The organism is Erythrobacter sp. Alg231-14 (assembly GCF_900149685.1).
GTDB lineage: Bacteria > Pseudomonadota > Alphaproteobacteria > Sphingomonadales > Sphingomonadaceae > Erythrobacter.
Genome location: NZ_LT702999.1, coordinates 1,820,197 through 1,845,635 on the forward strand (window position 1 = coordinate 1,820,197; position 25,439 = coordinate 1,845,635).

Annotated in this window: 27 protein-coding genes; 20 read left to right on the forward strand and 7 right to left on the reverse strand. The window is 56.4% G+C overall.

The annotated features are described in order from the left end of the window. Positions 1–2: 2 nt before the first annotated feature. On the reverse strand, positions 3–1,649 hold the full coding sequence (locus BQ8290_RS08675; RefSeq protein WP_108789346.1) for an FAD-dependent oxidoreductase: 1,647 nt from the start codon (positions 1,647–1,649) through the stop codon (positions 3–5). 87 nt (positions 1,650–1,736) lie between these two features. Between BQ8290_RS08675 and BQ8290_RS08680 the strand changes: the two genes are divergently transcribed. Together BQ8290_RS08680 and BQ8290_RS08685 are read left to right on the forward strand one after the other, a co-directional pair. Further along, positions 1,737–2,537 (forward strand): SDR family NAD(P)-dependent oxidoreductase, encoded by an 801-nt coding sequence (locus BQ8290_RS08680; RefSeq protein ID WP_337661250.1) that lies wholly within the window; start codon positions 1,737–1,739, stop codon positions 2,535–2,537. A gap of 51 nt (positions 2,538–2,588) precedes the next feature. Further along, entirely contained in the window at positions 2,589–2,975 is a 387-nt protein-coding gene (locus BQ8290_RS08685) for a hypothetical protein (RefSeq protein WP_108789348.1), read from the forward strand. On the opposite strand, the gene BQ8290_RS08690 is transcribed toward BQ8290_RS08685, so the two are convergent. After that, positions 2,976–3,788 (reverse strand): SDR family NAD(P)-dependent oxidoreductase, encoded by an 813-nt coding sequence (locus BQ8290_RS08690; RefSeq protein ID WP_337661251.1) that lies wholly within the window; start codon positions 3,786–3,788, stop codon positions 2,976–2,978. It lies immediately after the preceding gene. A 149-nt stretch (positions 3,789–3,937) separates the two neighbouring features. Between BQ8290_RS08690 and BQ8290_RS08695 the strand changes: the two genes are divergently transcribed. From BQ8290_RS08695 to mobA, 3 genes are read left to right on the forward strand one after another with little or no spacing between them, the layout of a single operon-like run. Further along, complete coding sequence (locus BQ8290_RS08695; RefSeq protein ID WP_108789350.1) at positions 3,938–4,351, forward strand: nuclear transport factor 2 family protein; 414 nt, start codon at positions 3,938–3,940, stop codon at positions 4,349–4,351. Between the two features lie 4 nt (positions 4,352–4,355). Then, a complete protein-coding gene (locus BQ8290_RS08700) occupies positions 4,356–4,697 on the forward strand; it encodes a putative quinol monooxygenase (protein WP_337661252.1) in 342 nt (113 codons plus the stop codon). 36 nt (positions 4,698–4,733) lie between these two features. Further along, entirely contained in the window at positions 4,734–5,267 is a 534-nt protein-coding gene (gene mobA / locus BQ8290_RS08705) for an NTP transferase domain-containing protein (RefSeq protein WP_108789354.1), read from the forward strand. Here mobA and BQ8290_RS08710 read toward each other — a convergent pair. Continuing rightward, positions 5,264–6,265 carry a zinc-binding dehydrogenase gene (locus BQ8290_RS08710; RefSeq protein ID WP_108789356.1) on the reverse strand — a complete coding sequence of 334 codons (1,002 nt, stop codon included), beginning with the start codon at positions 6,263–6,265 and terminating at the stop codon, positions 5,264–5,266. The two genes, mobA and BQ8290_RS08710, sit on opposite strands and share 4 nt — an antisense overlap. Positions 6,266–6,380: 115 nt before the next feature. Here BQ8290_RS08710 and BQ8290_RS08715 point away from each other — a divergent pair, with 115 nt between their 5' ends. From BQ8290_RS08715 to BQ8290_RS08770, 12 genes are all read left to right on the forward strand, one after another. Continuing rightward, a complete protein-coding gene (locus BQ8290_RS08715; protein ID WP_108789358.1) occupies positions 6,381–8,519 on the forward strand; it encodes a molybdopterin-dependent oxidoreductase in 2,139 nt (712 codons plus the stop codon). Between the two features lie 52 nt (positions 8,520–8,571). Beyond that, positions 8,572–9,582, forward strand: a complete 1,011-nt coding sequence (locus tag BQ8290_RS08720) for a zinc-binding dehydrogenase (RefSeq protein ID WP_108789360.1) — start codon at positions 8,572–8,574, stop codon at positions 9,580–9,582. After that, a complete protein-coding gene (locus BQ8290_RS08725) occupies positions 9,579–10,370 on the forward strand; it encodes a ThuA domain-containing protein (RefSeq protein WP_108789362.1) in 792 nt (263 codons plus the stop codon). The genes BQ8290_RS08720 and BQ8290_RS08725 overlap by 4 nt, the downstream gene beginning before the upstream one ends. Further along, positions 10,367–10,747, forward strand: coding sequence for a limonene-1,2-epoxide hydrolase family protein (locus BQ8290_RS08730; protein WP_108789364.1), 381 nt, complete (start codon positions 10,367–10,369; stop codon positions 10,745–10,747). The genes BQ8290_RS08725 and BQ8290_RS08730 overlap by 4 nt, the downstream gene beginning before the upstream one ends. Before the next feature lie 103 nt (positions 10,748–10,850). Beyond that, on the forward strand, positions 10,851–12,113 hold the full coding sequence (locus BQ8290_RS08735) for a cytochrome P450 (protein ID WP_108792185.1): 1,263 nt from the start codon (positions 10,851–10,853) through the stop codon (positions 12,111–12,113). 13 nt (positions 12,114–12,126) lie between these two features. Beyond that, the gene (locus BQ8290_RS08740; RefSeq protein ID WP_108789366.1) at positions 12,127–13,215 is read left to right on the forward strand and encodes an acyl-CoA dehydrogenase family protein; all 1,089 of its coding nucleotides are present in this window, start codon (positions 12,127–12,129) and stop codon (positions 13,213–13,215) included. A gap of 26 nt (positions 13,216–13,241) precedes the next feature. After that, positions 13,242–13,667, forward strand: coding sequence for an OB-fold domain-containing protein (locus tag BQ8290_RS08745; protein ID WP_108789368.1), 426 nt, complete (start codon positions 13,242–13,244; stop codon positions 13,665–13,667). Continuing rightward, positions 13,664–14,836: a thiolase C-terminal domain-containing protein gene (locus BQ8290_RS08750; RefSeq protein WP_108789370.1), complete on the forward strand. Its 1,173-nt coding sequence runs from the start codon at positions 13,664–13,666 to the stop codon at positions 14,834–14,836. The genes BQ8290_RS08745 and BQ8290_RS08750 overlap by 4 nt, the downstream gene beginning before the upstream one ends. Continuing rightward, complete coding sequence (locus BQ8290_RS08755; RefSeq protein WP_337661253.1) at positions 14,837–15,610, forward strand: SDR family NAD(P)-dependent oxidoreductase; 774 nt, start codon at positions 14,837–14,839, stop codon at positions 15,608–15,610. A 2-nt stretch (positions 15,611–15,612) separates the two neighbouring features. Beyond that, positions 15,613–16,380 (forward strand): ThuA domain-containing protein, encoded by a 768-nt coding sequence (locus BQ8290_RS08760; RefSeq protein ID WP_108789372.1) that lies wholly within the window; start codon positions 15,613–15,615, stop codon positions 16,378–16,380. 3 nt (positions 16,381–16,383) lie between these two features. After that, positions 16,384–17,592: an acyl-CoA dehydrogenase family protein gene (locus BQ8290_RS08765; protein ID WP_108789374.1), complete on the forward strand. Its 1,209-nt coding sequence runs from the start codon at positions 16,384–16,386 to the stop codon at positions 17,590–17,592. 24 nt (positions 17,593–17,616) lie between these two features. Beyond that, positions 17,617–18,516 carry an SDR family oxidoreductase gene (locus BQ8290_RS08770; RefSeq protein WP_108789376.1) on the forward strand — a complete coding sequence of 300 codons (900 nt, stop codon included), beginning with the start codon at positions 17,617–17,619 and terminating at the stop codon, positions 18,514–18,516. Positions 18,517–18,583: 67 nt separating this feature from the next. On the opposite strand, the gene BQ8290_RS08775 is transcribed toward BQ8290_RS08770, so the two are convergent. Further along, complete coding sequence (locus tag BQ8290_RS08775) at positions 18,584–20,251, reverse strand: AMP-binding protein (RefSeq protein WP_108789378.1); 1,668 nt, start codon at positions 20,249–20,251, stop codon at positions 18,584–18,586. Positions 20,252–20,387: 136 nt separating this feature from the next. On the opposite strand from BQ8290_RS08775, the gene BQ8290_RS08780 reads away from it, so the two are divergent. Beyond that, positions 20,388–21,197 carry a LuxR C-terminal-related transcriptional regulator gene (locus tag BQ8290_RS08780; protein WP_108789380.1) on the forward strand — a complete coding sequence of 270 codons (810 nt, stop codon included), beginning with the start codon at positions 20,388–20,390 and terminating at the stop codon, positions 21,195–21,197. A 39-nt stretch (positions 21,198–21,236) separates the two neighbouring features. Here the strand turns inward: BQ8290_RS08780 and BQ8290_RS08785 are convergent, their stop codons facing one another. Next, a complete protein-coding gene (locus tag BQ8290_RS08785; RefSeq protein ID WP_108789382.1) occupies positions 21,237–21,770 on the reverse strand; it encodes a VOC family protein in 534 nt (177 codons plus the stop codon). A 102-nt stretch (positions 21,771–21,872) separates the two neighbouring features. On the opposite strand from BQ8290_RS08785, the gene BQ8290_RS08790 reads away from it, so the two are divergent. Beyond that, positions 21,873–23,309 carry an SRPBCC family protein gene (locus tag BQ8290_RS08790; protein ID WP_108789384.1) on the forward strand — a complete coding sequence of 479 codons (1,437 nt, stop codon included), beginning with the start codon at positions 21,873–21,875 and terminating at the stop codon, positions 23,307–23,309. Positions 23,310–23,317: 8 nt separating this feature from the next. Then, complete coding sequence (locus BQ8290_RS08795; RefSeq protein WP_108789386.1) at positions 23,318–24,070, forward strand: SDR family NAD(P)-dependent oxidoreductase; 753 nt, start codon at positions 23,318–23,320, stop codon at positions 24,068–24,070. A 33-nt stretch (positions 24,071–24,103) separates the two neighbouring features. Here BQ8290_RS08795 and BQ8290_RS08800 read toward each other — a convergent pair whose 3' ends face one another. Beyond that, positions 24,104–25,033 (reverse strand): NmrA family NAD(P)-binding protein, encoded by a 930-nt coding sequence (locus BQ8290_RS08800; RefSeq protein WP_108789388.1) that lies wholly within the window; start codon positions 25,031–25,033, stop codon positions 24,104–24,106. Positions 25,034–25,051: 18 nt separating this feature from the next. Beyond that, complete coding sequence (locus BQ8290_RS08805; protein ID WP_108789390.1) at positions 25,052–25,438, reverse strand: nuclear transport factor 2 family protein; 387 nt, start codon at positions 25,436–25,438, stop codon at positions 25,052–25,054. Between the last annotated feature and the right edge of the window lies 1 nt (position 25,439).

A 25,439-nucleotide genomic window follows, 5' to 3' on the forward strand; every position in this document is an offset into this window, starting at 1 on the left:
GGTCAACCGTTCGCGCGCGCTGCGCTGCGCCCGGCAAGATAGCCAAACGTTAAGGCCGGGCCCAATGTTCCGCCCGCCCCGGCATAGATCCCACCTGTCGGGCAGGCGATCGCGTTACCAGCGCCAAACAGGCCTGTGATCGGTTCACCATCATGGCCCAAAATCCGCGCATTACCATCGGTGCGCGCGCCTCCATTCGTGCCCAGCAATCCCATGCGAATTTCAACAGCGTAATAGGGCGCCCGTTCGATCGCCCCCAATGTGACCGCTGTCCCTTCGCGGGTGCGATCGCCGTAGAAGTGATCATATGCGCTCGTCCCGCGTTCAAAATCGCGATCTTCACCGTCTTTTGCAAAGCCATTGAATCGGGAAACCGTGGCGTTCAAACCGGATGCAGGAACGCCGATTGCACTGGCCAATTGATCCAAGGTTTCGGCACGGATGACCCAGTCGGGCACCGGTTGGCCCGGTAGACGCGGCCCAATCGGATAGCGATCGACGTAATCTTCATCAAAGATCAGCCATGCCGGAAGGTTTGGGTAATCATAGGTTTGCGGGTCGAACTGGTGAAACGCCCCGGCCAAGGCGGAGTAATTGGCCGCTTCGTTGCAAAACCTCTCGCCCTTGGCGTTGACCATGATCGAATGCGGAACGGTCCGTTCAATCAGGACGGGCATCGCCCTTTCTTCGCCGTTGAATTGATCGTTTGACCACGGCGCATCGGGAACCGCCAGTGTTGGCGCCCACCATGCTTGAGTCATGTTGCCCAATTTTGCGCCGCTTTCCATCGCCAATGTATGACCTTCGCCGCGTGCCGTCGGCGGACTGGCCGGGGCATCAATTGGCCCTCGCAGGAACGTTTGTCGCTTGTCCTCATCCCATTCAAAACCGCCGGTCGTGATGATCACTCCGTTGCGCGCAGCAAGAGAAAATGGCTCCCCCTTGCGCGTTCCTTCGATGCCGGTGATGCGCCCATCGGTTTTAGCCAACCGCTTGGTCTCCACCTCCAAAATCGGTTCAATGCCGCGATCCAGACACGCCTTTAGCAATCGCGCGACCATCGCCTGGCCAAAACCGCGTTCATTGTTGGCTATCCGCCGGCCCAATTCTTCGGGCGGCACCACCCCACTGCCGCCGCCCAATGGCGTTTCGCGCAGCATCATCGGCTTTGGCTCTTCGATGGCGGTGATCCGGTCCGCCCATTCGCCCAACGCGCCTAGGGCAAAGAGATCATGGTCCAGCGCGCGCCCGCCTTCAGGCTTGGCCCCGGGGCGATCCAAATAATAGTCGGGATACCGATCAAGCAGCGCCACTTTAAGCGCACCCGCATCTTCCAAAAACTCCAGCGCATCTGGGCCCGATTCCACAAAAGCCTCAAGCGTTTCATCCACCAAATCGCCATGGTCGAGACTTCGGAAATAGGCGAGCGCCTCTTCTTTGCTATCGGCCATACCTGCCGCGCGTTGGCGCGGATTGTCCGCGACCCAAATGACGCCACCAGAGATCGCACCGGTCCCCCCGATACGGTCAAACCGTTCGATCAACGCCACGCTTGCACCCGCTTCGTGGGCGGCCAACGCCGCCGTCATGCCAGCAGGGCCACAGCCCAGAATGATAATGTCCACTGTTTCCATTCCGCGTTTAATCATGCCGCAAACGCCCCCCGCAATTGCTCATTTTGGCAATGTGCACCCGGTATGACTCTTCGCTAGGCATAGAGGTAAAGGAGAATTGGCATGAATCGGGACTTGAAACTCGAAGGCAAAGTCGCAGCGATCACTGGTGGCACGGCAGGTTTAGGCCGCGGCATCGCAGAAGCGTTCTTGGCTGAAGGGGCAAAAGTCGCCCTATTCGCGCGCAATCCGGAAAAAGGCGCCCGCGTGGTTGAAGAATTGCGGGTGGACCGCCCGGGGAAAGACCGCGTCGTCTTTGTCGCAGGGGATGTGATGGACCAAGGCGACGTGGAAGGGTTTATCGACACCGTCGTGGATACGTTTGGTACGATCGATATTCTCGTCAACAATGCCGGCGGCGCAGGTGACCTTCAACCGTTGGTCAACCTTTCGGACGAAGCCTTTGATGAAGCGATGAAGTGGAACGTCTATTCGACATTCTGGGCCTGTCGCCGCGCCTTGCCCCCGATGATCGACAAAGGCGATGGCCGGATTATCAACATGTCTTCCATGGAAGGAAAGCACGGCAAGCCCGTCTTTACCGCGTACACTGCGGCCAAACACGCGGTAAACGGATTGACCAAATCGTTGGCGCGTGAAGTGGGCGAAGCAGGCGTCACTGTAAACACGATTTGCCCGGGACTTGTGGTGACCGACATCATCAAAAACAACGGACCTGAAACCGCAAAAGCGATGGGGATGGAGTTTGACGACATGATCACGATGTTCGCATCCGAAGCAGCGATCAAACGGCCTAACACCGTCGAAGAGATCGCGGCCATGGCGTTGTTGTTGGCTTCGAAAGAAGGGGCCGGCATCACAGGAGCCAATTTAAGCGTCGATGGGGGAACCGCCCAGTTTTAGGCAAGCCTTAACCAATATTGGATATGGAATGGGCTTCGCACAGGAGGTCGCATGTATTCCATTATCGCCGATAGTCGCCAACGTCGTTTGACGCTGACGTTCAGCGGAGAAATGGACCAAGACCCTGCGGCATTTTTCGAAGAATTGACGTCAAAAGTTCAACGCTTGCGGGCGGCTGGCGATGATTGGGATTTGCTAACGGATTTTTCCGACACCCCGGTCATGCCTCAAGATCGCGCGCAAAACACGGTACGGATTTTCGCGTGGTTCATGGACAACGGCATGCGACGCGGCGCGTGCGTTTTGCAAAGCGTTACGCAGCGCATGCAAATTGCACGCGTGACCGGGCGCAACGACGCCGTGGTGTTCTTCGACACGCTGAGCAAAGCGGAAAGCTGGCTCAACAACCCCGCAAAAACCGAACCCGCTCTAGGTTGATTATTCGGCCGCTTTGGCCATCGCAGCGCCCACGGCGGCTTCGATGTCTTTTGCCTGCGGATTGCCGCGGATAGTCACGCCGCCGTTTGGTTGGATGTTTTGGCCCGTCACAAACGCGTGATCGCTGCACAACCACAAACAAGCATGCGCAACGTCTTCCGATGTGTTGAGCCGTCCCAATGGGTATTTCGGCAAAAACGCATCCACCAGACCCGGTGTAGCAAATGCGCCTTCTGTCATCGGGCTTTGCGTGAAGGCAGGCGACACACTGTTCGCTTTGATGCCTAAGTGACCAAAATCATTGGCAACGCATTCGATCATCCCCTCGCCCGCGCGCTTTGTGCCGATATAGGCGGCGTGGTTGTTGATCAGGCATTTGGTCGTCGCCGATGAAAGAGAGATGATCGATCCCCCCGTGGGCGCTTGATCGCTCATCGCTTGAACGAATGCTTGAAGGAAGTGGTGCACGCCTTTGAACTGAAGGTCCGCGATCGTGTCCAATTCTTCTTCGGTTGTTTCCAGCAAGTTGGAAAGAAGCGCCCAACCAGTGCAATTGATCGCGGCATCGACGCGGCCAAACTCCGATGTGGCTTTGGCCGCCAGCGCGTGCACATCATCGCGTTGGGTAATGTCGCACAGCCCATAAGATCCGCCAATCTCTTCAGCCAAAGCCGCAAGCGGCTCCTCTTTGCGTCCCGCGACCATCACTTTGGCGCCTTCGCTGGCGAAAAGGCGCGCGATCACCTGACCCATATTTCCAGGGTTTGCTGCGCCAATAATGACTGCGGTTTTACCTTCGAGTTGGCCCATCATGATCTCCTATGTGTTGCGCATATTCGTTGCACTTATGTCTTCAACAAAGGTCTACCATGCGGGGCTCTTCCCCACCCTTCCCAAAAGTGTTCATTGTCCAACCCGCCCGACCGCCCGATAGCCAGATGCAATCAAAACGGAGAGACACGATGTTCAAAGGACCGATTGAAGACCGGCTGGCGATTCGCGAACTGCACGAAGTTTATGGCGACGGGGTCGTCCGCTTTGACGCGGAAACATGGGGATCGGTCTGGGCAGACGATGCCGATTGGGATTTCTTGGGCATGCAATTGAAGGGACGCGAAGCCATCGTAGAAGTGTGGCTGGGCGCAATGTCCAATTTTGAAGCGGTCAGCTTTCAATGCGTGCCCGCCTCTATCGAGGTCGACGGCAACACGGCGACATCGCGGTGCCAAACGCAAGAGGTGTTGAAAGGCAAAGACGGCACAACACGGATGTTGGGCGGACTTTACACCGATGAATTGGAAAAGCGCGACGGCCAATGGGTCTACACCAAACGCGCGTTTCAAGTCATCGCCGAATACAACCCACAGGAAGGATAAGCCCATGGCCAAAATTGTCATCGCCGCTCAAATTGACCTTGATCCGGCACAGCGCGCCGAAGCCCTCGCCAGCGCAAAGCCGCATATCGATGCCGCTCTCGCCCAAGACGGGTGCAACCATTACGAATGGAGCGCGGATGGCAACGATCCCGCGCGGGTCAACGTCTTTGAAGAATGGGAAAGCGAAGAGGCGCTGGCGCATCATTTTGCCAACGCCGCTTATGCCGGAATGCGCGATCACATCGGCACATTCGGTCTGACCGCCGCCGCCAGCAAGAAATACCGTGTCGACATGGAAGGTCCGGTCTACAACGCTCAAGGCGAAGCGACCGAGGCGTTTGACTGACACGATTTGCCAAAGCCTTTGCGGTAAGGGGCGTGAGTGAGAATTTTGGGTGCGATCTTGGCCGGTGGAAAGGCAAGGCGCTTTGGCAGCGATAAGGCGCAGGCGCTCTATCGTGGAGAGCGCCTTATCGACTGCGTTGCCCGCTCATTGCGCGGCCAGACCAATGCGGTTGTCTTGTGCGGCCGTGTAGATCCCGATTTTTCCTGCCTCGAAGATCGCCCAAACGGCGATTTGGGGCCTTTGGGCGGCCTTTGTGCGGCGTTGAACCACGCACATCATCATGGCTACACACACGTCCTATCGACTGGAGTCGACGCCCCCGATTTGCCGGTTGATCTTTGCCAAACACTGACCGGCGCGGACACAGTGAACCGGGCCGCCATCGTCGAAAATCAACCCGTGATCGGATTGTGGCCCGCGCCGCTTTGCAAAGAGTTGGACGCGTTTCTCGCCCAAGGTGGGCGTGCCCTGTATGGTTTTGCTGAACAGGTGAACGCGCGGCGGATCGCGTTCGACCCGCCGCTGATGAATGTGAACCGCCCCGCCGATCTGGGCGATGATCAACCCTAAAGCTTGAGCATCTGTTTGCCGCGGTTTTTGCCCACGAACAAACGTTGCAAAGTGTCGGGCGCGTTTTCAAAGCCGTGCTGAATATCCTCTTGGTATTTCAGGCTGCCATCATCAACGAACCCTTCGAGCCGCTTTCGAATAGCCGCAAACTCACTGGCCCAATCAAGGACAATGAACCCGGCCATGCTTGCCCGGCGAAAGATCAGGTTGAAATAATTGCCAGGCCCCGTGGGCAGGCCGCCCGATTCATAACGCGATATGCCACCGCAAATGACTACGCGCGCATTGGTGGCGATGTTGGCCAGCATATCGTCCAAGATCGTGCCGCCGACATTGTCGAAAATCACATCGACGCCGCGAGGGCAATGTTCTCTGATTTGCGCTTTCACGTCGCCCGCTTTGTAATCAATTGCGGCGTCGTATCCCGCTTCTTTCACGAGCCATTCGCATTTTTCCTTGCCGCCCGCGATGCCAACAGCGCGGCACCCAGCAATTTTGGCCAATTGACCAACCACGCTACCGGTTGCGCCCGCCGCACCTGACACCAAAACGGTGTCACCGGCGACAGGTTTGCCGACTTTGAACAATCCGCAGTACGCGGTCAGCCCCGTAGTCCCCAAAACCGAAAGAACCGCGGTCGGCGACAAAGCGGTCTCCACTTTGGTCAATCCTTCACCATCATGGACAAGATATTCGGTCCAACCGGTGGTGCCGAACACAAAGTCGCCAACGGCGTATTTTCCGGCATTGCTTTCAACCACTTCGCAAATACCGCTGCCGCGCATCACGTCGCCGATCGCCATGGGCGCCACATAGTCGGCGATGTTTTCCATCCAGCCCTTTTGCGCCGGGTCAAACCCTAAGAAACGCGTCGCTAACACCATCTCTCCCGGGCCAGGATCGGGCAATTGAGTATCGACCAGTTTGAAATCGTCGCTGGCGATGCCGCGTCCGCGTGGGTGACCGTTCAAGAGCCATTGGCGAGAAGTCGTGGGCATGGAAAATCTCCTTTATTGCCCTCTAATGCGGGCAGGACGCCCCCATCACTACGGCCAAAAGTACCAGTCGCTGAGCGCACACGCTTTGGTATCTTCAGGGTTGAGGAGAAATGTGATGGGTGTTGAGACTCGCAAAACGTTCTGTCGGTTCTGTCATGCAAATTGTGCGATGGAAGTGGACGTAGAGAACGGCAAAGTTATCGAAGTGCGCGGCGACAAAGATGATCCGGCATTTGGCGGATACACCTGTCTAAAGGGCCGCGAATTGCCCGATTCGCACAATGCAGAGCACCGCCTGCATCACAGCCTAATCCGCAACGATGCGGGCGAATTCCAAGAAACCGCAATGCCCCAAGCGTTGGAGCATGTGGCCGACGAAATTCGCCGAGTGATCGCGGAACATGGGCCCAATTCGGTCGCGGTCTTTATGGGTTCAGGCGGCTATCAAAACAGCGCAGCAATGGCCGCATCGCTTAGCTTTGCTCAAGCGATAGGGACGCGAAATTTCTACACTTCTGTCACGTTGGACCAGCCGGCGAAGGTTTTCACGACCGCACGCTATGGCAAATGGATGGGCGGTACGAACACATTTTCGGAAAGCGACGTCGCTCTCTTGGTGGGCAACAACCCGATCGTTTCGCATTATTCTCCCCCTGGCGGCGTCCCACCCTTTAGCCCGTCGCGACGCATCCGGGATGCCAAAGAACGCGGCATGAAAGTGATTGTCGCCGATCCACGCGAAAGCGACGTGGCGCGATTGGCCGATATCTATTTGCCGGTGAAGCCGGGCGAAGATCCGGCTTTGCTCGCCGGGATGCTGCATGTGATCATCAAAGAAGAATTGTACGACCGCAATTTCGTCGCCGCGCATGTCGATGGCTTTGAAGAATTGACCGCTGCGGTCGAACCGTTCGCACCAGATGCCGCGGCGGCGCGGGCCGGTGTTGACGCGGACCAATTGATAGCGGCCGCCCGAATCTTCGCGGGCGGATCGAAGGGGTGCGCGGTCACAGGAACCGGTCCAGAAATGGCCGGGAACGGGACGTTGACCGAGTATCTTGTGACCTGTCTCAACACCGTGTGCGCGCGGTTCAAACAAGAAGGTGAGAAAGCCGCGATCCCCGGTATCTTTACCAATATCAACGGTCCACGGCGTGCCCAAGTTGGCCCCAATGTGCCCATGTTTGGCGCCGAAGGAATGGAGAAATCTCGGTTCCGCGGCTTAGGCCAATTGGGCGTGGAAATGCCCTGCAACGTTTTAGCTGATGAGATCTTGACGCCCGGCGACGGCCAAGTCCGTGTTCTCATTTCGGTTGGCGGCAACCCCGTCGTTGGCTTCCCCGATCAGGTGAAGATGGTTCGGGCGCTCGACGATTTGGATATGTTTGTGCAAATCGATCCATGGATGAGCGCAAGCGCCAAACGCGCCGATGTGGTCTTGGCTCCGTCTCAATGTCTTGAACGCGAAGACATCTCCAACCTGTCGGAATGGTGGCACGAAGAACCCTATGCCCGTTATGTTGAAGCGGTTGCGACACCGCCGGGCGATGTCATCGACGAATATGAAATGTTTTGGACCTTGGCGCACAAATTGGGCGTTACGATGCAGCTTGCCGGTGGGCCGCTGCCGATGGATGAAAAGCCGTCAAAGGAAACGTTCCTCGATCTGATGACCGCCGGATGCATCGTACCCCCCAGCGAAGTTCGCAAGGACGCGGCCAAATTGGGTGGCAGCGCCGTGCTCTATCCCGACAGACACCCTGTTGTCGAAGCGGTCGAGGAAAGCGAGTTTAACCGGTTTGGATTGGGTGCGGGCGATATGCCAGCAGAATTGCTACGCTATGCCGACGATGCCCCAGCGCGGGCCGGTTTTGAGTTCAAGTTGATCAGCCGGCGTTCCAAAACGCGGTTCAATTCAATCGGGCACCCGCTCAAGAAACTGCGCGAAAAAACGACAACCAACCCCGCCTATATTCACCCGGATGACATCGCTCAATTGGGTCTTGAGGAAGACGGTATTGTCGCGATCACCAGCCCGCACGCAACAATCCATGGCGTTGTGAAATCAAGCAACAAGGTGCGCCGAGGCCTGGTTTCCATGGCCCATGCCTATGGCGATGTGGACGCCACAAAAGACGATGTGCGCGAACGCGGCTCATCGACAAACCGACTGACCAGTGAAGTGGTCGATTTCGATCCCATCACGGGCCAAAGCCTACAAAGCGCGATCCCTGTGAAACTGGTCCCTGCTTAATTTCCGTAACTTCCTAGGCCTGCGCCTCATCACATCCATCAAAGGACCACATATGCCAGAAAATCGCCGCTTCCTTTTGCAACGCCGCCCGGACGGTGAGCCGGTTCGAGAAGATTTTGAGTTGATAACGGAAGCCACCCCTCAATTGGCCGAGGGAGAATTTCTGATCCGCAATCATTACGCGTCGCTTGATCCGGCGATGCGCGGTTGGATGGATGCCAGCGGAAACTACATGCCCCCGGTTCCGCTGGGCGCATCCATGCGGGCCAGCACCATTGGCGTCGTCGAAGAAAGTCGGGCGGAAGGGTTTGAGCCCGGCCAATGGGTCATGGGGCTCAACGCGCTTGAAGATTATTCGATCAGCCAAATCGGTGGGTTCACCCAACCGATTGATGCATCATTGGTGCCGAGCGTGACCAATTACCTTTCGATTTTTGGTGCGGTGGGAATGACGGCCTATTTCGGTTTCCTCGAAGTGTGCGAACCAAAAGAGGGCGACACGGTTCTCGTCTCTGGCGCTGCGGGTGCGGTTGGGTCGTTGGTGGGTCAGTTGGCCAAATTGCATGGCTGCCGTGCGGTCGGCATCGCCGGTGGACCGGAAAAATGCGCTCGCCTGACGGAGAAATACGGGTTTGATGCAGCGATCGATTATCGCGGCAAAGACGAAGCATCCTTGACCGCTGCCATCGCAGAGGCCGCGCCAGACGGCGTCGATGTAATCTTCGAAAATGTTGGCGGCGCGATCCTGGATGCAGGGTTGATGAATTTGAATCTCTATGCGCGCATCGGCCTTTGCGGTTTGATCAGCGAATACAACACTGACCCGCGCGGCGCGCGCAACATTTGGCAACTAATCGTGAAGCGCGCCTCCATCCGGGGCTTGTTGGTTGCGGATTATGTCGAACGCTTTGGCGAAGGTGCGGTGAAAATGGGCGAGTGGGCCGCAGCCGGCAAACTCACCATTGATGAACATATCGATGAAGGGCTCGAGAACGCCTTTGACAGTTTCATGCGCCTGTTCGCCGGGACCAATGATGGCAAGATGATCCTCAAAATCGCATGACATCCGCGGCGCAGAAACGCTCGCTTCTCGTTTTGTCGTGGGGCCATCCATATGAAGAAGAGCCCTTTGACGAGCTCATCCACAATGTGGGCGACTGGGACGTCACCCATTTGCTCCATCCCGAAGCCGAAGAGGCCGTAGCAAACGGCGCGGCGCGGGAAGCGGACGCGATGCTTTTCTACGATATGGGTGGTTACACTTTTGCAGATGATTGGGTCACATCACGGCCGCCATCGCCGGAATTTCGCCGCGCCATTGTGGAGCGGTTTGAAAGCGGCCGCGGCGCGGTTGCGATGCATCATGCGTTGGCCGGTTGGGCAGATTGGCCCGAATGGCATGAAATGTTGGGCGGACGGTTCCTTTACACGCCGGGCGAAGTGCGTGGAGAGAAAGTGCTCGATTCCGGTTATCGCCACGACGTCGATTACACGGCCAAGGTGGTTGCAGACCACCCTGTTACGGCGGGGCTTCCATCGGAATTTCCCGTCTGCGACGAGCTGTATCTGGCAGAAATCTTCGAAGCGGATGTCGAGCCTTTGGTGCGCTCTGACTATGCCTTCACCCGCGACGATTTTTATTCCGCTGCATTAGGCATTTCGGGGACGCTGTATTCCAATGAAGGGTGGGACCACCCCCCTGCCAGCAACCTGGTCGCGTGGCACAAACAAGTGGGGAATGCACCCCTAGTCTATTTACAGTTTGGCGATGCGCCGCAAACCTACACAAACCCGCATGTGCGCCAAATGCTTGCACAGGCGCTCACATTCACCGCCGGAGAGAAATCATGACGCCCATCGAAACCATCACCGCCTTCATCGCTGCGTGGGACGAATACAATCTTGAGAAGATTTATTCGTTTATGGCCGAGGATGTTGAATGGACCGATGTGCCGTTGTCGACCGTCACCGGGGTCCCAGCCGTCCGCGCCAAAATGGACGCCTTTCCCGGTGTCGAAGCGTGCGGATTTGACATGCATCACATCGCCGCAAACGGGAACGTCGTCCTCACCGAACGCACAGATTGGTTTGAAATGAAGGGCAAACGCCGGACCATTCGCGTGATGGGCACGTTTGAACTGAATGATGATGGCAAGATCGCCAAATGGCGTGATTATTTCGACAGCGCAGAATTTATGCGCGAATTTGGTGATTTGGTCGGTGGATAGGGTGGATTTGGGGCTCTGGCCCTAACACATTCGTGCATCGCTTACAGGGCGTCCCATTGTCTAGGAATTGGATAACCAATTTCGTCGGATGGGAGCCGCCGCCATGAACAAACCAGAAGCGATCAAAGACACCAGTATCTTTGCACCGGAAACGCTGCTCGATCCGTTCGATTACTACCGCGCCATTCACGACGCCGGAATCGACATCGAATTTCTGGCAGAGATGAACACATTCGTCGTGTACAGCTATGACCTGTGCAACGAGGCCAACGGCAAGCCGGATGTGTTCTCCAACGACTTCACCGTCTTAATGGGCGCCGAAGACGAGGAGATTCAGGAAATCCTCAAAGACGGTTGGGACAACCCGCCGACTTTGCTGACCGCTGATGCGCCGGTTCACACCCGCAACCGCAAACTCGTAAACCTCGCCTTCTCCGCCCCGCGTGTGAATGCGATTGAGGCGGATATGCGGGCGAAGTCTATCGAGCTGATCGAGAAGATGACCGGTGGATCAGATGGCACCGGATCAAGCGAATTTGTCGAAGATTTCGCGATTCCATTGCCCGTTGCGATGATCGCCCAGCAAATTGGCCTCGACAACGATCCCGCTCAGGTGAAGGCATGGTCCGACGCAGCCGTCGATCGCTTCAGCCAAATGGTTAGCCGCGAACGGCAATTGGAATGCGCCCGCGCGTTTGTCGAATATCAAAAATACATGAAATCTAAGATCGAAGACCGCCGCGCCAATGGCGGCGATGATTTGCTCACCGATCTGGTCGAAGCGCGCGTCGAAGGGGAAACGCCGCTAACCGATGAAGAGATTATGTCGATCATGCAGCAATTCATGGTCGCCGGGAATGAGACGACGACGTCGACATTGGCGGGCGGCTTGCTTCAATTGATCCGCAATCCAGAACAAATGGCCAAAGCGAAAGCAGCCGCTGGTGGCCGCGACCCCAAATTGATCGGAAACCTTGTCGAAGAATCCCTAAGGTATGAAACGCCCACCGCAGGCATGTGGCGGATCGTGAAAGAAGACACCGAATTGGGCGGCACCAAAATACCCGCGGGCTCTGTGGTTCAATTGCGGTATGCGGCGGCCAATCGCGATCCGAAGAAATTCGAAAACCCCGACGCGTTCGATATCGAACGCAAGAATGCGCGCGCGCACCAAGCTTTTGGCAAGGGTCCTCATATGTGCGTCGGCAATATGCTGAGCCGCAAGGAAATGCTGGTTGCGTTCGATGAATTGCTGGAGCGGATAGACGATTTTGCAATTGCCGATGAAGGGGGAATCGAAGTTCTTCCCAACATCCTATTGCGGGGTGTGACACGGCTACCGATCAGCTTTTCCAAAGCCTTATAGGGGAGAGGGGCCAATGAACTTCGACCTAACCGAAGAACAAGAAATGTTCCGGGCGTCCGTTGAACGTTTCTCCGCTCCCATCGATGTCGAGGCGCGCCGCAAATTGCGCTTGTCGCCAACCGGCTATGACCGTGATCGATGGGCATCGCTCGCGGAATTGGGTCTCATCGCGCTTGCGGCGCCGGAAAGTGCGGGCGGCATGGGCGGATCAACTCTGGATCTCGCATTGATCGCCGAAGCCATTGGCAAGGCAAATTCGCCCGATCCGTGGCTCGAACATGGTGTTTTGCCCACGCAACTTCTGATTGCAGGCGGTGTTGATGGCGCGGTGGAGAATGTTTTGGCCGGCGAACACATCGTCGGATTGGCATGGGCGGAACGCGCACAACGATACGCGTTGGCGGCCGTGGGTATGAAGGCGGAGCCATCGGGAGAGGGTTTCGCTCTTACCGGGGAAAAGACCTTTGTGATGGGCGCTTTGTTGGCCGACACCTTCGTCGTGTCTGCCAATTTGGATGGCGAAACGGCGTATTTTCTGATCCCACGGGATGAGGATGGCGTTGAAATGCGTGCCTACCGTTTGACCGACGGAAGCATTGCAGGTGAACTGAAATTGACCCGCGCCACAGTCGGAGCCGCCGCAAAGCTCAACATAACATCCGCGCAATTCAACGATATTGTCGGCGAAACGCGATTGTTGGCTGCTGCAGAGATGTTGGGCCTGGGTCAAAGATTGCTCGATGACACGTTGATCTATGTGAAAGAACGCGAACAGTTCGGCGTTGCCATCGGGTCGTTTCAAGCCCTGCAACACCGTCTGGTCGAAGCTTATGCCCGGATCGAGCAATGCCGATCCATGCTGTATCGCGCCGCTTTGGCGGATCGCAGCGATGCCCATGAGTGGCACCGCGCCACCGCTGGAGCAAAGGCCTTTATTGGCGAAAATGTAGACGCCGTCGCACGTGAGGCGGTCCAGATGCACGGCGGAATGGGCATCACCGACGAATTGGCCATCGGACATGCGATGAAGCGTGTGATGGTGCTCGCCAAACTGTTCGGTGACGCGGAAAGCGCGCTCGCCGAATACGCGACAGCGGCCTGAAAAATGCGGCTTTAAGGAGGCCACCTATGGGACAAAAAATCGACCCTGAGCTGTGGAGCAATGATGCACAGCCGCATTTGATGGGAGGGAAACTTCCATCAGGCGAAGTGGTGTTTCCGATGCCGCAAGGCGACGCTGCACGCGATGTGGAACCGTACAAATTATCGCGCCAAGGGACACTGTGGTCGTGGACGACACAAGGGTTTCTGCCCAAGGAACCGTATGAAGGCCCAGGATCCGGCCCGAACGAAGGCCCCCCTGACTTTCAGCCCTTCTTGCTGGGTTATGTCGAATTGCCCGGCGAAGTCATTGTCGAAAGTCGAATTGTGGGCGCGACGCTCGATGATTTGAAATTGAACATGCCGATGGAGTTTTGCGTGGTCCCATTCAATGCGACGCACGACACGTTTGCGTACCGTCCGATGGCCACCGAAAAGGAGCAAGCCGCATGACCGAGAATGTCTATATTGTCGGTGCGGGCATTCACCCGTTTGGCCGAACAGAGAACCGCACGGGCCGCGAACAAGGTGTTTTTGCCGTCCGTCAGGCTTTGGCGGACGCAGGACTGGATTGGACCGATATGGAATGCGCCTATGGCGGTTCCGCAGCGGCCGGAAACGCCGATATCATGGTGAACGAATTGGGCCTGACGTCCCTACCCTTCACCAATGTTGCCAATGGTTGCGCCACAGGCGGCAGCGCGTTGGTAGCCGCGCAACAGGCGATCGCCAGCGGTATGTATGATCTGGCGCTGGCGGTTGGCTTCGACAAACATCCGCGCGGCGCGTTCAACGCCAAACCGTCCGATTACGGCTTACCCGAATGGTACGGTCAAACCGGCATGATGCTCACCACGCAGTTTTTCGCGCTCAAAATCCAACGCTACATGCAACTTCACGGGATTAGCCGAGAATCGTTGGGTCGGGTCGCGGCAAAGGCTTTTCGCAATGGAACGGTGACGCCGCATGCATGGCGTCGCAGCGAGATTGATCTGGAAACGATCATGAATGCGCCGATGATCAATGATCCACTCACCAAATATATGTTCTGCGCACCCGCCGAAGGCGGCGTCGCACTGATTCTTGCCAGTGAGAAAAAAGCGCGCGAAATGGGTGCGCTCGACAACAATGGCTCGGTGAAAATCGCCAATATTGCCGTTCGGACACGGCCACCTGATAGTTTCGAAGTGTTCCAAGCCGGGGTCAGCGTTAAGGAAGGCGGCAAACCGACCGTGCTGGCGTCAAAGGCAGCGTTCGAAGGCGCAGGGATTGGCCCCGACGATATCGAAGTCGCTCAATTGCAGGACACAGAATCCGGTGCAGAGATCATGCACATGGCCGAAAACGGGTTTTGCAAAGACGGCGAACAGGAAGAATGGTTGGCCAATGGTTGGTCCGAACGCGGCGGGAAACTTCCCATCAACACCGATGGCGGATGCCTCGCTTGCGGTGAGCCAGTCGGCGCATCGGGTTTGAGACAAGTCTATGAAAATGTCGAACAACTGCGCCTGCGCGCGGGTGAACGGCAGGTCGCGGGCCGCGATGGGAACGGTCCCAAAACCGGATACAGCCATGTCTATGGCGCTCCGGGCCTTTCCGCAGTTGCGATCTTGGAGCGTTAAATGACCGGTAAAATGCAAGGCAAAGTCGCAATCGTCACAGGCGGCGCCGAAGGAATTGGCGCCACAGTAGGCCGGATGATCGTTGCCGAAGGCGGGCAGGTTATGCTGTGCGATGTTCAAATCGACAAAGCACGCGCGCTGGCCGAAACTTTGGGCAGCAATGCCGATGCGTTCGAATTGGATGTGCGCGAACTCGATCAATGGCACGCAGCGGTAAAGGCAACGCAAGAGCGTTTCGGTAAGCTGACGGTGTTGTGCAACATCGCCGGCATTTCGGAACCTGGGAATGTAGTTGATGTGGACCTCGACAGTTGGCGCCGCACGATCGACATCAATTTGGAAGGGCCGTTTTACGGATGCCGCGCAGCGATCCCGGCGATGGAAGCCAGCGGCGAGCCGGGTGCGATCGTCAATATCGGTTCGATGATTGCAATACGCGCAGCGGCCTTTGTTGCCGCGTACAGCGCGTCAAAAGCGGGTCTGCTTGGTCTGACCCGATCCATCGCCCTCGATTGCGCGGAACGCGGTGTGCCAATTCGCGCAAATATGGTGCACCCCGGTGCGATCCGCACACCAATGTACGATCGATACAAATATTCCGGTGCCGACACGCCAGAGAATATCGAAACAAACTTTGCCGCAACCCATCCGATGAACCGGATCGGGGAACCCGAAGAAGTGGCGAAAGCGGTTGTCTTCCTTGCCAGCGATGAAGCCAGCTTTACCACCGGTTGCGATTTTACCGTCGATGGCGGCGGGTCGATTAGGAGTTAATTATGGGCGAACAACCAGCAACCCGCATCGACGCGCATTTCATCGCAGCGGGCAAATATCACGATATCGATTACCCGCGTCTCGAAGTGCTCAAACTGCTCGCGGAACACCCGCATATCCGCACAACTGTGGCCGCGGATTATTCGGGTCTCGAACGGTTGGATCAATGCCGGTTCTTGATCACTTATACGTGTGATTTGATGCCGACGCCCGAACAGACAAAGCAATTGCGGGCGTGGGTCGAAGGGGGCGGCAAATGGTTGGCGCTGCACGGGACCAATTCGATCCTGGTCTTCACAGAAGAAGGTTTGGTCGACACACCCGAAGATCGACCCGATGTCTTTGACATGCTGGGCACGCAGTTCAAAGCGCATCCGCCCATCGGCCAATTCGAAGTCGAAGTGGTGAACAAAGATCACGAGCTTACCCGGGGGATCGACAATTTCGAAGTGGTCGACGAGCTGTATCTGTCAAAAACCACCGCCGAAATCGACACGCTGATGCAGACCACTTTCGAAGGTGAAGCAACCGGCTTTGTCGAAGACAAGTGGGACAAAACCGCTGTGCCTATCCTTTACACTAGGGATCTTGGTCGCGGTAGGATCGTTTACAACACATTGGGCCATTGCCGCGGCCATTATGACCTGCCCGGAATGCAGGATTTCTACCCGCACAAGGAAATGTGCGCGTGGAACTACGACGTGTATTACGACATGCTCAGACGGTCGATCGATTGGGCAAAAAGAGACGAAGCTACAGGGGGAGACTAAAATATGGACATGACGTTTTCGCCCGACGACATCGCCTTTCGCGAAGAGGTGAGAGAGTTCCTCGCCACGAAATTGCCAGATCGGTTGAGAGACGGCGCACGACGGACGCCCGGCGTATTTGTTGAACCCGATATCGGCATGGAATGGCACCGCATCCTGAATGATAAAGGTTGGGTTGCACCGCATTGGCCCAAAGAAGACGGCGGGACCGGTTGGACCCCAACCCAGAAATTCCTGTTCGAAAAAGAATGCGCCTTGGCGGGTGCCCCGGCTTTAGCGATCCTTGGCTTGCGCCTTGTTGGCCCCGTAATTTGCGCCTTTGGCACGCCGGAGCAAAAGGCGCGGTTTCTGCCCAAAATTCTATCGGGTGAAGAATATTGGTGTCAGGGATATTCAGAGCCCGGCAGCGGATCGGATCTGGCCTCTCTCAAAACTACCGCCCGGTTGGAAGACGGGGAATACACGGTCAACGGTTCTAAGATTTGGACGACACACGCCCATCATGCCGATTGGATTTTCGCGTTGGTGCGCACCGATGCAACGGTCAAAAAACAGGCTGGCATCACATTCTTATTGTTGCCGATGGATCAACCAGGGATCGAGGTCACACCGATCCATTCCATGTCGGGCGACCACGAAGTCAACGCCGTCTTTTTTAGCGACGCGAAAACATCCGTCGATTGCCGGATTGGCGAAGAGGGGCAAGGTTGGGCAATTGCGAAATTCCTGCTTGAAAATGAACGCGGTGGATCGTGTTACGCCCCGCGCCTTTTGCAGAGCATCGACAAGTTAGAAGCCTTAGCCAAAGATCAGCCATCCGGCGTGAACGGCGCGATGGCCCATGATGCAAGATTCCGCGACAGATTGGCGCGGGCGCGATTAGAAGCCGAAGCGTTGGAATTCACCGAGTTACGGATTCTGGCCGAACTGGCCAAGGGACGCTCTCCCGGCCCTCAAACATCATTGGTCAAACTTCTTGGATCCAATATCGGGCAAGAAATCGACACGCTGCGCCTCGAACTGCTGGGCCATGATGCGTTGCAATTGCCGCTTGAGCGGCCGCTTTACGGCAATGAAGCACCCGAACCCGTGGGCAGCGAAACCGCGCAAACCGCGATGGGTCGATATCTCAACAACCGAGCGTCAACGATCTTTGGTGGGTCCGACGAAGTGCAAAAGAACATTATTGCAAAGACCGTTCTGGGTCTTTGATCCCTCTTTAGAAAGACGCACATTATGGACGTATCCAAGCTGATGTTCCGCGAAGGCCTTATGAATGATGAGCGCATTCTCATCACAGGCGGAGGAACCGGTTTGGGTCGTGAAATGGCCGAAGGATTCCTGAAACTGGGGGCCACCGTTTACATTTGCGGGCGACGCCAAGCGAAATTGGATGAAACAGCGGCAGAATTGATGGCCGAACATGGCGGCAAAGTTGTCGCCCATGCCTGTGACATTCGCGATGCCGATGCGATCCACACGATGGTCGACGCCATTTGGGCCGATGGCGGTGCCTTAACCGGGGTGGTCAACAACGCCGCCGGCAATTTCATCAGCCGCACCGAAGACCTTTCGGTCAACGGGTTTAACGCGATTGCGGACATCGTTATGCGCGGAACATTCTATGTCACATTGGACATCGGCAAACGTTTGATCGCCGAAGGAAAAACCGCCAGCTTCTTGTCGATCCTCACCACATGGGTGTGGTCCGGCAGCGCGTTTGTGGTTCCCAGCGCCATGTCCAAAACCGCGATCAACGCAATGACCCAAAGCCTTGCAACAGAATGGGGCCGGTACGGTTTGCGGTTCAACGCCATCGCTCCGGGCCTATTCCCAACAAAGGGGATGAGCGCGCGCCTTTCCCCCGGCGGACAGGGCGGAAACACCAAGAACGATCTCAATCCGATGGGCCGTGCCGGTGAAATGCACGAATTGGCCAACCTTGCCGTGTTCCTCATGGGCACGGGGGCCGAGTATGTGAATGGTCAGACTATCGCCATCGACGGCGCCGGGTATCAAGCGAATGGCGGCACATTCTACCCTCAACTCCACGGGTTGGGCGATCCGGAATGGGATATGATGCGCCAAATGATCAAAGGCACCAACGACAAGGATAAGGCCGACCGTTCAGCGTAATTCGAACGGTCGCCTAATCGGCACCCGAATACTCACGGTTTCGCAAAAGGTCGCTCAAGGCGTGGCATTATGCCGCCGCCTCATCCGCGATGCTTTGCGCGGTTTTGTAGTCGGGTTTGCCGTTGTTGAGACGCAGGCTTTGATCCGTCATCACGTAAAGGCGGGGGATCTTGTACCCGGCAAGACCTTCGCGCGCATGTTCATCCAACGCGGATTCCAGCTCTTTCTCAGCCATACCTTCGGGCTCCACAACCGCGACAACCTTTCTGCCAAACCGTGGGTCAGGCAGGCTAACGACGCGCACATCATGAACTTGCGGATGTTCCTGCAAAACCGCTTCGACCTCTTCGGGAAAGACTTTCTCCCCGCCGGTGTTGATGCACATATTGTCGCGGCCGATGAATTCCATACTGCCATCGGGTGCCCAGCGCGCACGATCGCCGGTCATCAACCAGCGTTTGCCATCAACCTCTGGGAATGTGGCCGCGTTCTTTTCATCCTCACCCAAATAGCCCAGCGGCAACGGGCCCGTCCGCGCGACAATACCGACCCCATCGCTGCCCTTGGGAATCTCCTGCATGTTCTCATCAAACAGCTTCGTCTCGCGTCCCGGCAAGGCAGAGAACTTCCCGCCGCCTGTCGATCCTTGCGCGGTGGTGATCACAATCGCGGTGCCCGAACTTTCCGAAGAACCCAAAGCGTCAATGATCACCATGTGCGGATTGTGCGCGATCAATCGTTTCTTGATCCCTTCGGAGAAAACCGCACCCGAACTGACGATGGATCGCAAACTGGCGATTGAGGTGTTGCTGCCTCCGCGCGCATCCAACCTATCGGCAAGCGGCAAGGCAAAGGCATCGCCGACAATGAACACACCGCGCGCCGACAATCGCTCCACTTCATCAAGCGCGGCATCCGCATCGAATTTCTCCGCCGGGAGCAACGCCAAAGTGCCACCTTTTAAAAGGTGGATCACCCCAGTGAATTGCCCGGCCCCATGCATCAGTGGGCTCAGCAAGAGCATGGGCGACCCGCTGGCCGGGTGATCCGGGCCGATTTCTGCCGCCTCGTTAACTTGCGCCGCAAGCGAAGTCGCGACAAATGGCGGTTCTGCAAAACCGCGCTGCCATGTTGAAATGCTGAACGCTTGCCACGCCTCTTCCATCGGCCACATCACCGCCTTTGGCATACCCGTGGTGCCGCCCGTCGCCGTTAGGAAAAGCGCCTGGCGATCGTCGTGGATTTTGAAATCATCGCCGATTGCATAACGGCGAAGCGCGGACCAATCATCGCCGCCCACATCGATTGTTGTGGTGCCCGATGGCATTGCCTCGGCGCCGATCTGCGCAAAGTCACTTTCTGTGAACAACGCCTTCAATTCGAAGCGGGCGAAAATGTCGGTCAATTCGCGTGTCTTGTAGTGATAATTTACGTTCACCGGGACCAATCCGGCCTTGATGCAGCCGAAATAGGCCAGAATGTAATCGGGATTGTTGCGCAGCATTTGGCCGGCGATGTCACCGGGCTTTAAACCGCGCGCCAGCAAACCCGCAGCGATCGAATCGGTTTGTGCGTCCAATTCGCCCCATGTGACGATGCGCGCGCCATGAATCAAAGCGGGGCGATCGGCTTCGATCCCGTCGCTCAGCGCCTTGAGAGCCACGCCAAAATTCTCACCCCCCCACATCGCCGGGTTGGAAGTTTTTTCTGTCGAAGGCCCGTCTTGCCTCATCATGGTCGCATTCTCCGTTAGGGTGGCGTCTCAACTACCGAGCGTCAGCCCCGATTGCCCCTACGTAAAGTATGAGGCGAAACCCGCGAAATAGGGTATAGGTAAATCAGGGATGCATCTTGAGAGGAGTGAGCTAGCAATGGCAAGCAACGTCGTCGAACTTCGCACACCGAATGGCACTGAAAACATTGAGCAATTGCTCGATCAAGTGACGATCAAATGTCCCGAAGACATTCATGATGCCGCAGAGAACCTTGCGCGAATCGCCCAAGAACGCGGGCTCCAAGTCGCCGTTTGCGATGATATTTCTTCTAAAGAGCCAATGGTTGATGCCGATGGCACCATCCTGAACGCCGATATATTCCGCTGGCTGGACGACGGCGCGCGTTGGTGGGAAGACCATCGCCTTGCGCTGCATTCACCGTTGCCACGCGCATGTCGGTATGAAAGCGAGCCGTTTTGGGTGAACGGCGACGGCTTTAATCTCAAATGGCCCAACTCCTACCTCGATGAATTGGACCTATCAGATTTCGAAAAACGGTCGCTTTGCAAAGCGGCGATCGTCATTCCGGTTCATCTGCCTTTTGGTCAAATTTCGGCCAGCAGCTTTATCAGCATGGACCGCGACAAAGAGGACCTAACCGAAGAGTTTGCCATGCATTCCATGCTGCTCGCGCAGCTCGTTCGTCGGTTTGTCGCTGGGTATGTTCAGGCGATTCGCACAAAACGGCGCATCCCTTCGGATTGCGTCTTGTCCAAACGCGAAGTGGAATGCCTGCGATGGGCGGCTATTGGTAAAACGGATAAGGAAATCAGCATGATCCTTGACCGCAGTCACGCGACAATCCGCTATCACATTCACCGCGCAGGCGAGAAATTGGACAGCGTCAATCGCGCGCAAACAATCTTTAAGGCGGGTCAATTGGGATATCTGGGCGCGAACAGCTGATTCGCGCTCCACACGCCCATTGACGATCCTTCGATGGGTTTAACCCAGCGATCGCAATGGGTCGCTGCCGTCCCAATTTTCGCCGGCTTGTTTGATCATTGCAAACAGATCGGGGCCGCCGGCGCCCTGTTGCAGGATCTCGACCAATCCGCCGGGGCCTGAGCCGGGATCGGCGTAGATCACACGGCTGTCGCCCAAAGTACCCTCGATCACAATTTCCGCATCGTGTTCGGCACAGACGCGATACGCCTCTGCGATGTCGTCCACCAAGATACAGACATGGTGCAGGCCGCTCACCGCCCCATATTCACCCGAGTAAATGGATGGGTGGTTGTCGCGCGGGCGAATCAATTCGATCTGGATGTCACCCCAATAGGCGAGCGCAAGATCGAACACGGCATCGGTTGGTGCGCCTTTGTACTTCATATCTTCAAGGTGGATCCCTTCCATCAAGAAGAACGGGCCAACCCCCATCACTTGAGTCCAATGTTTGACGGCGGCGTCAAAATCATCGGGTACGAATGCCAATTGCATCACTTCGCCTAAGTCCGACAATCCATCTTTGCGTGCCATATGGCCCTCTCCAATCCGATAGTGTGATCAAGGGGCGAACCTGTGTGATATTCATCCCCACGAATACTGCGTAAAGTGCGAGTGATGGGATAGAGGCCGCCAATGAACGAAATCAGAGACATCGCAAAAGATGGGGACCGCGACGATCGTTGCCCCGGCATCAGCTACACCGACATGCTAAACGGCGACACACGCACGCCGCCCGATTACCTGTTTGAAGAGAGCAATCTTGAAATGGGGGATGAGCCGCTATCGGTTGAGCCCTATATCAGCGAGGCTTTCGCACAGGCAGAGCGCGAGAAGCTTTGGCCCAATGTCTGGTTGTTCGCCGCACGCGAAGATGAAATGCCCGATCCCGGTGACACGGTCGTGTTTGAGATTGCGGGCAAGAGTTTCCTATTAATCCGCCAAAAAGATGGCGGCGTGCGCGCGTTCTACAACGCATGCTTGCATCGTGGGCGCAAACTGCGGACCGAATGCGGTCCATCGATCCAATTGCGGTGCCCATTCCACGGATTCACGTGGCGCAACGATGGCAGTTTGAAAGAGATCCCTTCAGAATGGGATTTCCAGCACCTCAAAGACAAAGACATGGATCTGCCTGAGGCTCGGATTGAGCTGTGGCAGGGCTTTGTCATGCTCACCGAAAATCATGACCTGCCCGATTTCAAAACCTGGCTTGGCCCGGCAGCATCGCACTATGAGCGGTACGATTTTGAGAATCGCTACACCGGCATGTGGATCCAGAAACGCATCCCGGCCAACTGGAAAGCCACCGCCGAAGCCTTTATGGAGGCGTGGCATTCCATTGTGACCCACCCGCAATTGTTGCCGTTTTTGGGCGATGCGAACACGCGTTACGACCTGATCGGGGATCACTTTAACCGCGCCATCACACCGTCAGGTGTCCTAAGCCCGCATATGAAGGGTAAGGATTCGTCCTACGTCCTCGAGAAAATGAACGAATTTTCTGGTGGGGCAGATGCGGATACCAATCGCCGCTTTGCCGCTGGCGATGGGGAACAGGATTACGACGCAGCCGATCCGTTGGGTGCGCGCAAAGTTTTGGCCGAGGCCGGGCGCCAAGGTTTCGCCGAAGCGTATGGCTATGATTATTCGGACGCTTCAGACAGCGAAATCCTGGACAATTTCACCTACAATATCTTCCCCAATTTCGCGCCATGGATCGGGTATCTGCCCACCCTCGTCTATCGCTGGTTGCCGGATGATACGCCGGATTCCTGCGTGATGGAGATCCGCTTGTTGTTCCCGACACCCAAAGGTGAAGAACGACCACGCGCGGTTGAGAAGACATTCATTCCGGATGACGAACCGTTTGCATGGGCCGCTGAGATTATGGGGCCCCAACTCGCCAATGTATTCGATCAAGACATGGCGAATTTGCCGCATGTTCAAACCGGCATGAAGTCGATGAAGAAAGGGATGATGGAGCTCGGCAGTTATCAAGATAGCCGTGTCCGCCATTTCCAAACGACTTTGAAAAAATACATAGACGGCGATCTTCCGGCCTCTAAATAGTCGTCGATATGAGTGTTTCAGTTGATCTTTCGGGGCGCACCGCGCTGATAACGGGTGCGTCTTCGGGCCTTGGTTCGCGTTTTGGGCGAATCCTCGCCGATAGCGGGGCGCGCGTGGCATTGGGCGCGCGGCGCAAAGATCGATTGGAATCTTTGGCCCAGGATATTGGCGATCATGCAACGGCAATCGCTATGGATGTCGCGCGAGAGGCGGACATCATCGCCGGGTTTGACGCGGCTGAGGCGGCGTTTGGTCCGGTCGATACGGTGATTGCCAATGCCGGTGTCGACGGCGCTGGCATGATGAACACCATCACCGAAGAAGAGATAGAGCAAACGTTGTCGATCAACCTGAAAGGGGCCATTCTAACCGCCCGCGAAGGGGCAAAGCGGATGATGGCCCATGGTGTAACAAAGGGGCGGATCATTATGGTCGCCTCTATCACTGCGTTTGAACCATCGCCCGGCTTGGTCGCCTATTCCGCCAGTAAAGCGGGCGTTGTTCAGGCCGCGCGAAGCATGGCCCGCGAATGGGCTCGCGCCGGGATTTGCGTGAATACGGTTTCACCGGGCTATATTCGCACAGCGATCAACGATGAATGGTTTGATACAGATTTAGGTAAGAAACAGATCGCTCGGTTCCCCAAAAAACGCCTCATGGGCGAAGAGGGATTGGACGCGCCGGTCCTGTTTCTGTGTTCCGATGCGGCGGAATTTGTAACGGGCACCGATTTTGTTCTGGATGACGGGCAAACGCTCTAAGCCAAAGGACCAAAGGCGGCCGCAAAACCCCTTTTAGATGAGGCCTTCTAGGCCCTCCATCCAATCCTTCGATTGAACCCAATCCAAATGCGACGTGGGTTTCATACCCAACAAGTCGCGCGCGTCATTCGGATCCACAATCAATGGCGATGTGGGTTGGGAATTGTAGAAGGCGTAGAACTTGGCCATCCCATCATAGATGCTCAACGGTTCCACCGTGCGCGAACCGGTGACCAGCTCGCTCATTCTGGCGGCAAACTCTTCTGGGGCTAGACTTTGAAAGCGCACCGGCCGGCCCAAGGCGGTCGATAAATTTGCGGCAACTTGATCACCGACCATAGCCTCTGGGCCACCAATCGGCACATGCATTCCGTCGGCCGCGTTCGTTTGCAACGCGCGAACCACCGCTTGCGCAACGTCTTCCAAACACACCCAATTGATCTTGAGGTCCGGTTTGGCCGGATAGGCGAAAATCCCGTCTCGCATGATCAATGGACGCGTCCAAATGCGGTATTGATTGTCCATAAAAACGGTGGGCTCGATGAAGACGCATGGAATGCCGGTTTCTTCCAACGCGCGCTCGATATCGCGTCGGCCATCATGGGCCGATAGGTCAAGGTCACGGTCGGCCACGAAACACGCCGTGTTGAAGACAATTTTCTTTAGCCCTGCCCGTTTGGCCCCTTTGGCTATGGCGCGTCCAAAACTGGCGGCGCGTTCGCGATCAAATTCAAACGGAAGGTGAAATGCCGCAGCGTCCTGTCCGGTGAAAGCATGGGCCATCGCATCGGCATCGGTGATATCGGCGTGGACAGTGGGCAGATCGGGGAAAGGTGTCCCCGCCATGGCGTCATCCCGGCGAACACCCGCAGTGACCGAAAATCCCTGTTCCAACAATTGCGCGACCAGCGGTTGCCCCTGATCGGCAGGAGCGCCAAGCACGCAGACTTTCTCGATTGTCATTATTTTATGCCTTTGGCTTCACACATTTGCCGCGACTTGAGCAGCGTCGAAATAATGGATGCGCAGTTCCTTGAGCAAGCCACCCTCAAAAGCGCCGCATTCATTCACAGTTTGAGAGAATGTCTCTCCGGTGCGTTTGGATTTCATGGTCAAGGTGAGAACGGTTACGGCATGCGTGTCCCCACCGGTGATGTCGTGGATGTCAACGCTGGCTTCGGCCCATGTTGCGTACATTGCCGCCGCGCATCGCTGCAGCGCATCTTTGCCCCGCCATTCCCCGCCAAAGGGCAGGCATTCGGCTTCGTACAAAATGAAATCCGGGTGGATTAGGCTTTCCACCAAATCCCAATCGCGCGCGCCAGCCGCCGCATAAACGGCGGCCAACATCTCACGCGGGGTGCTCATC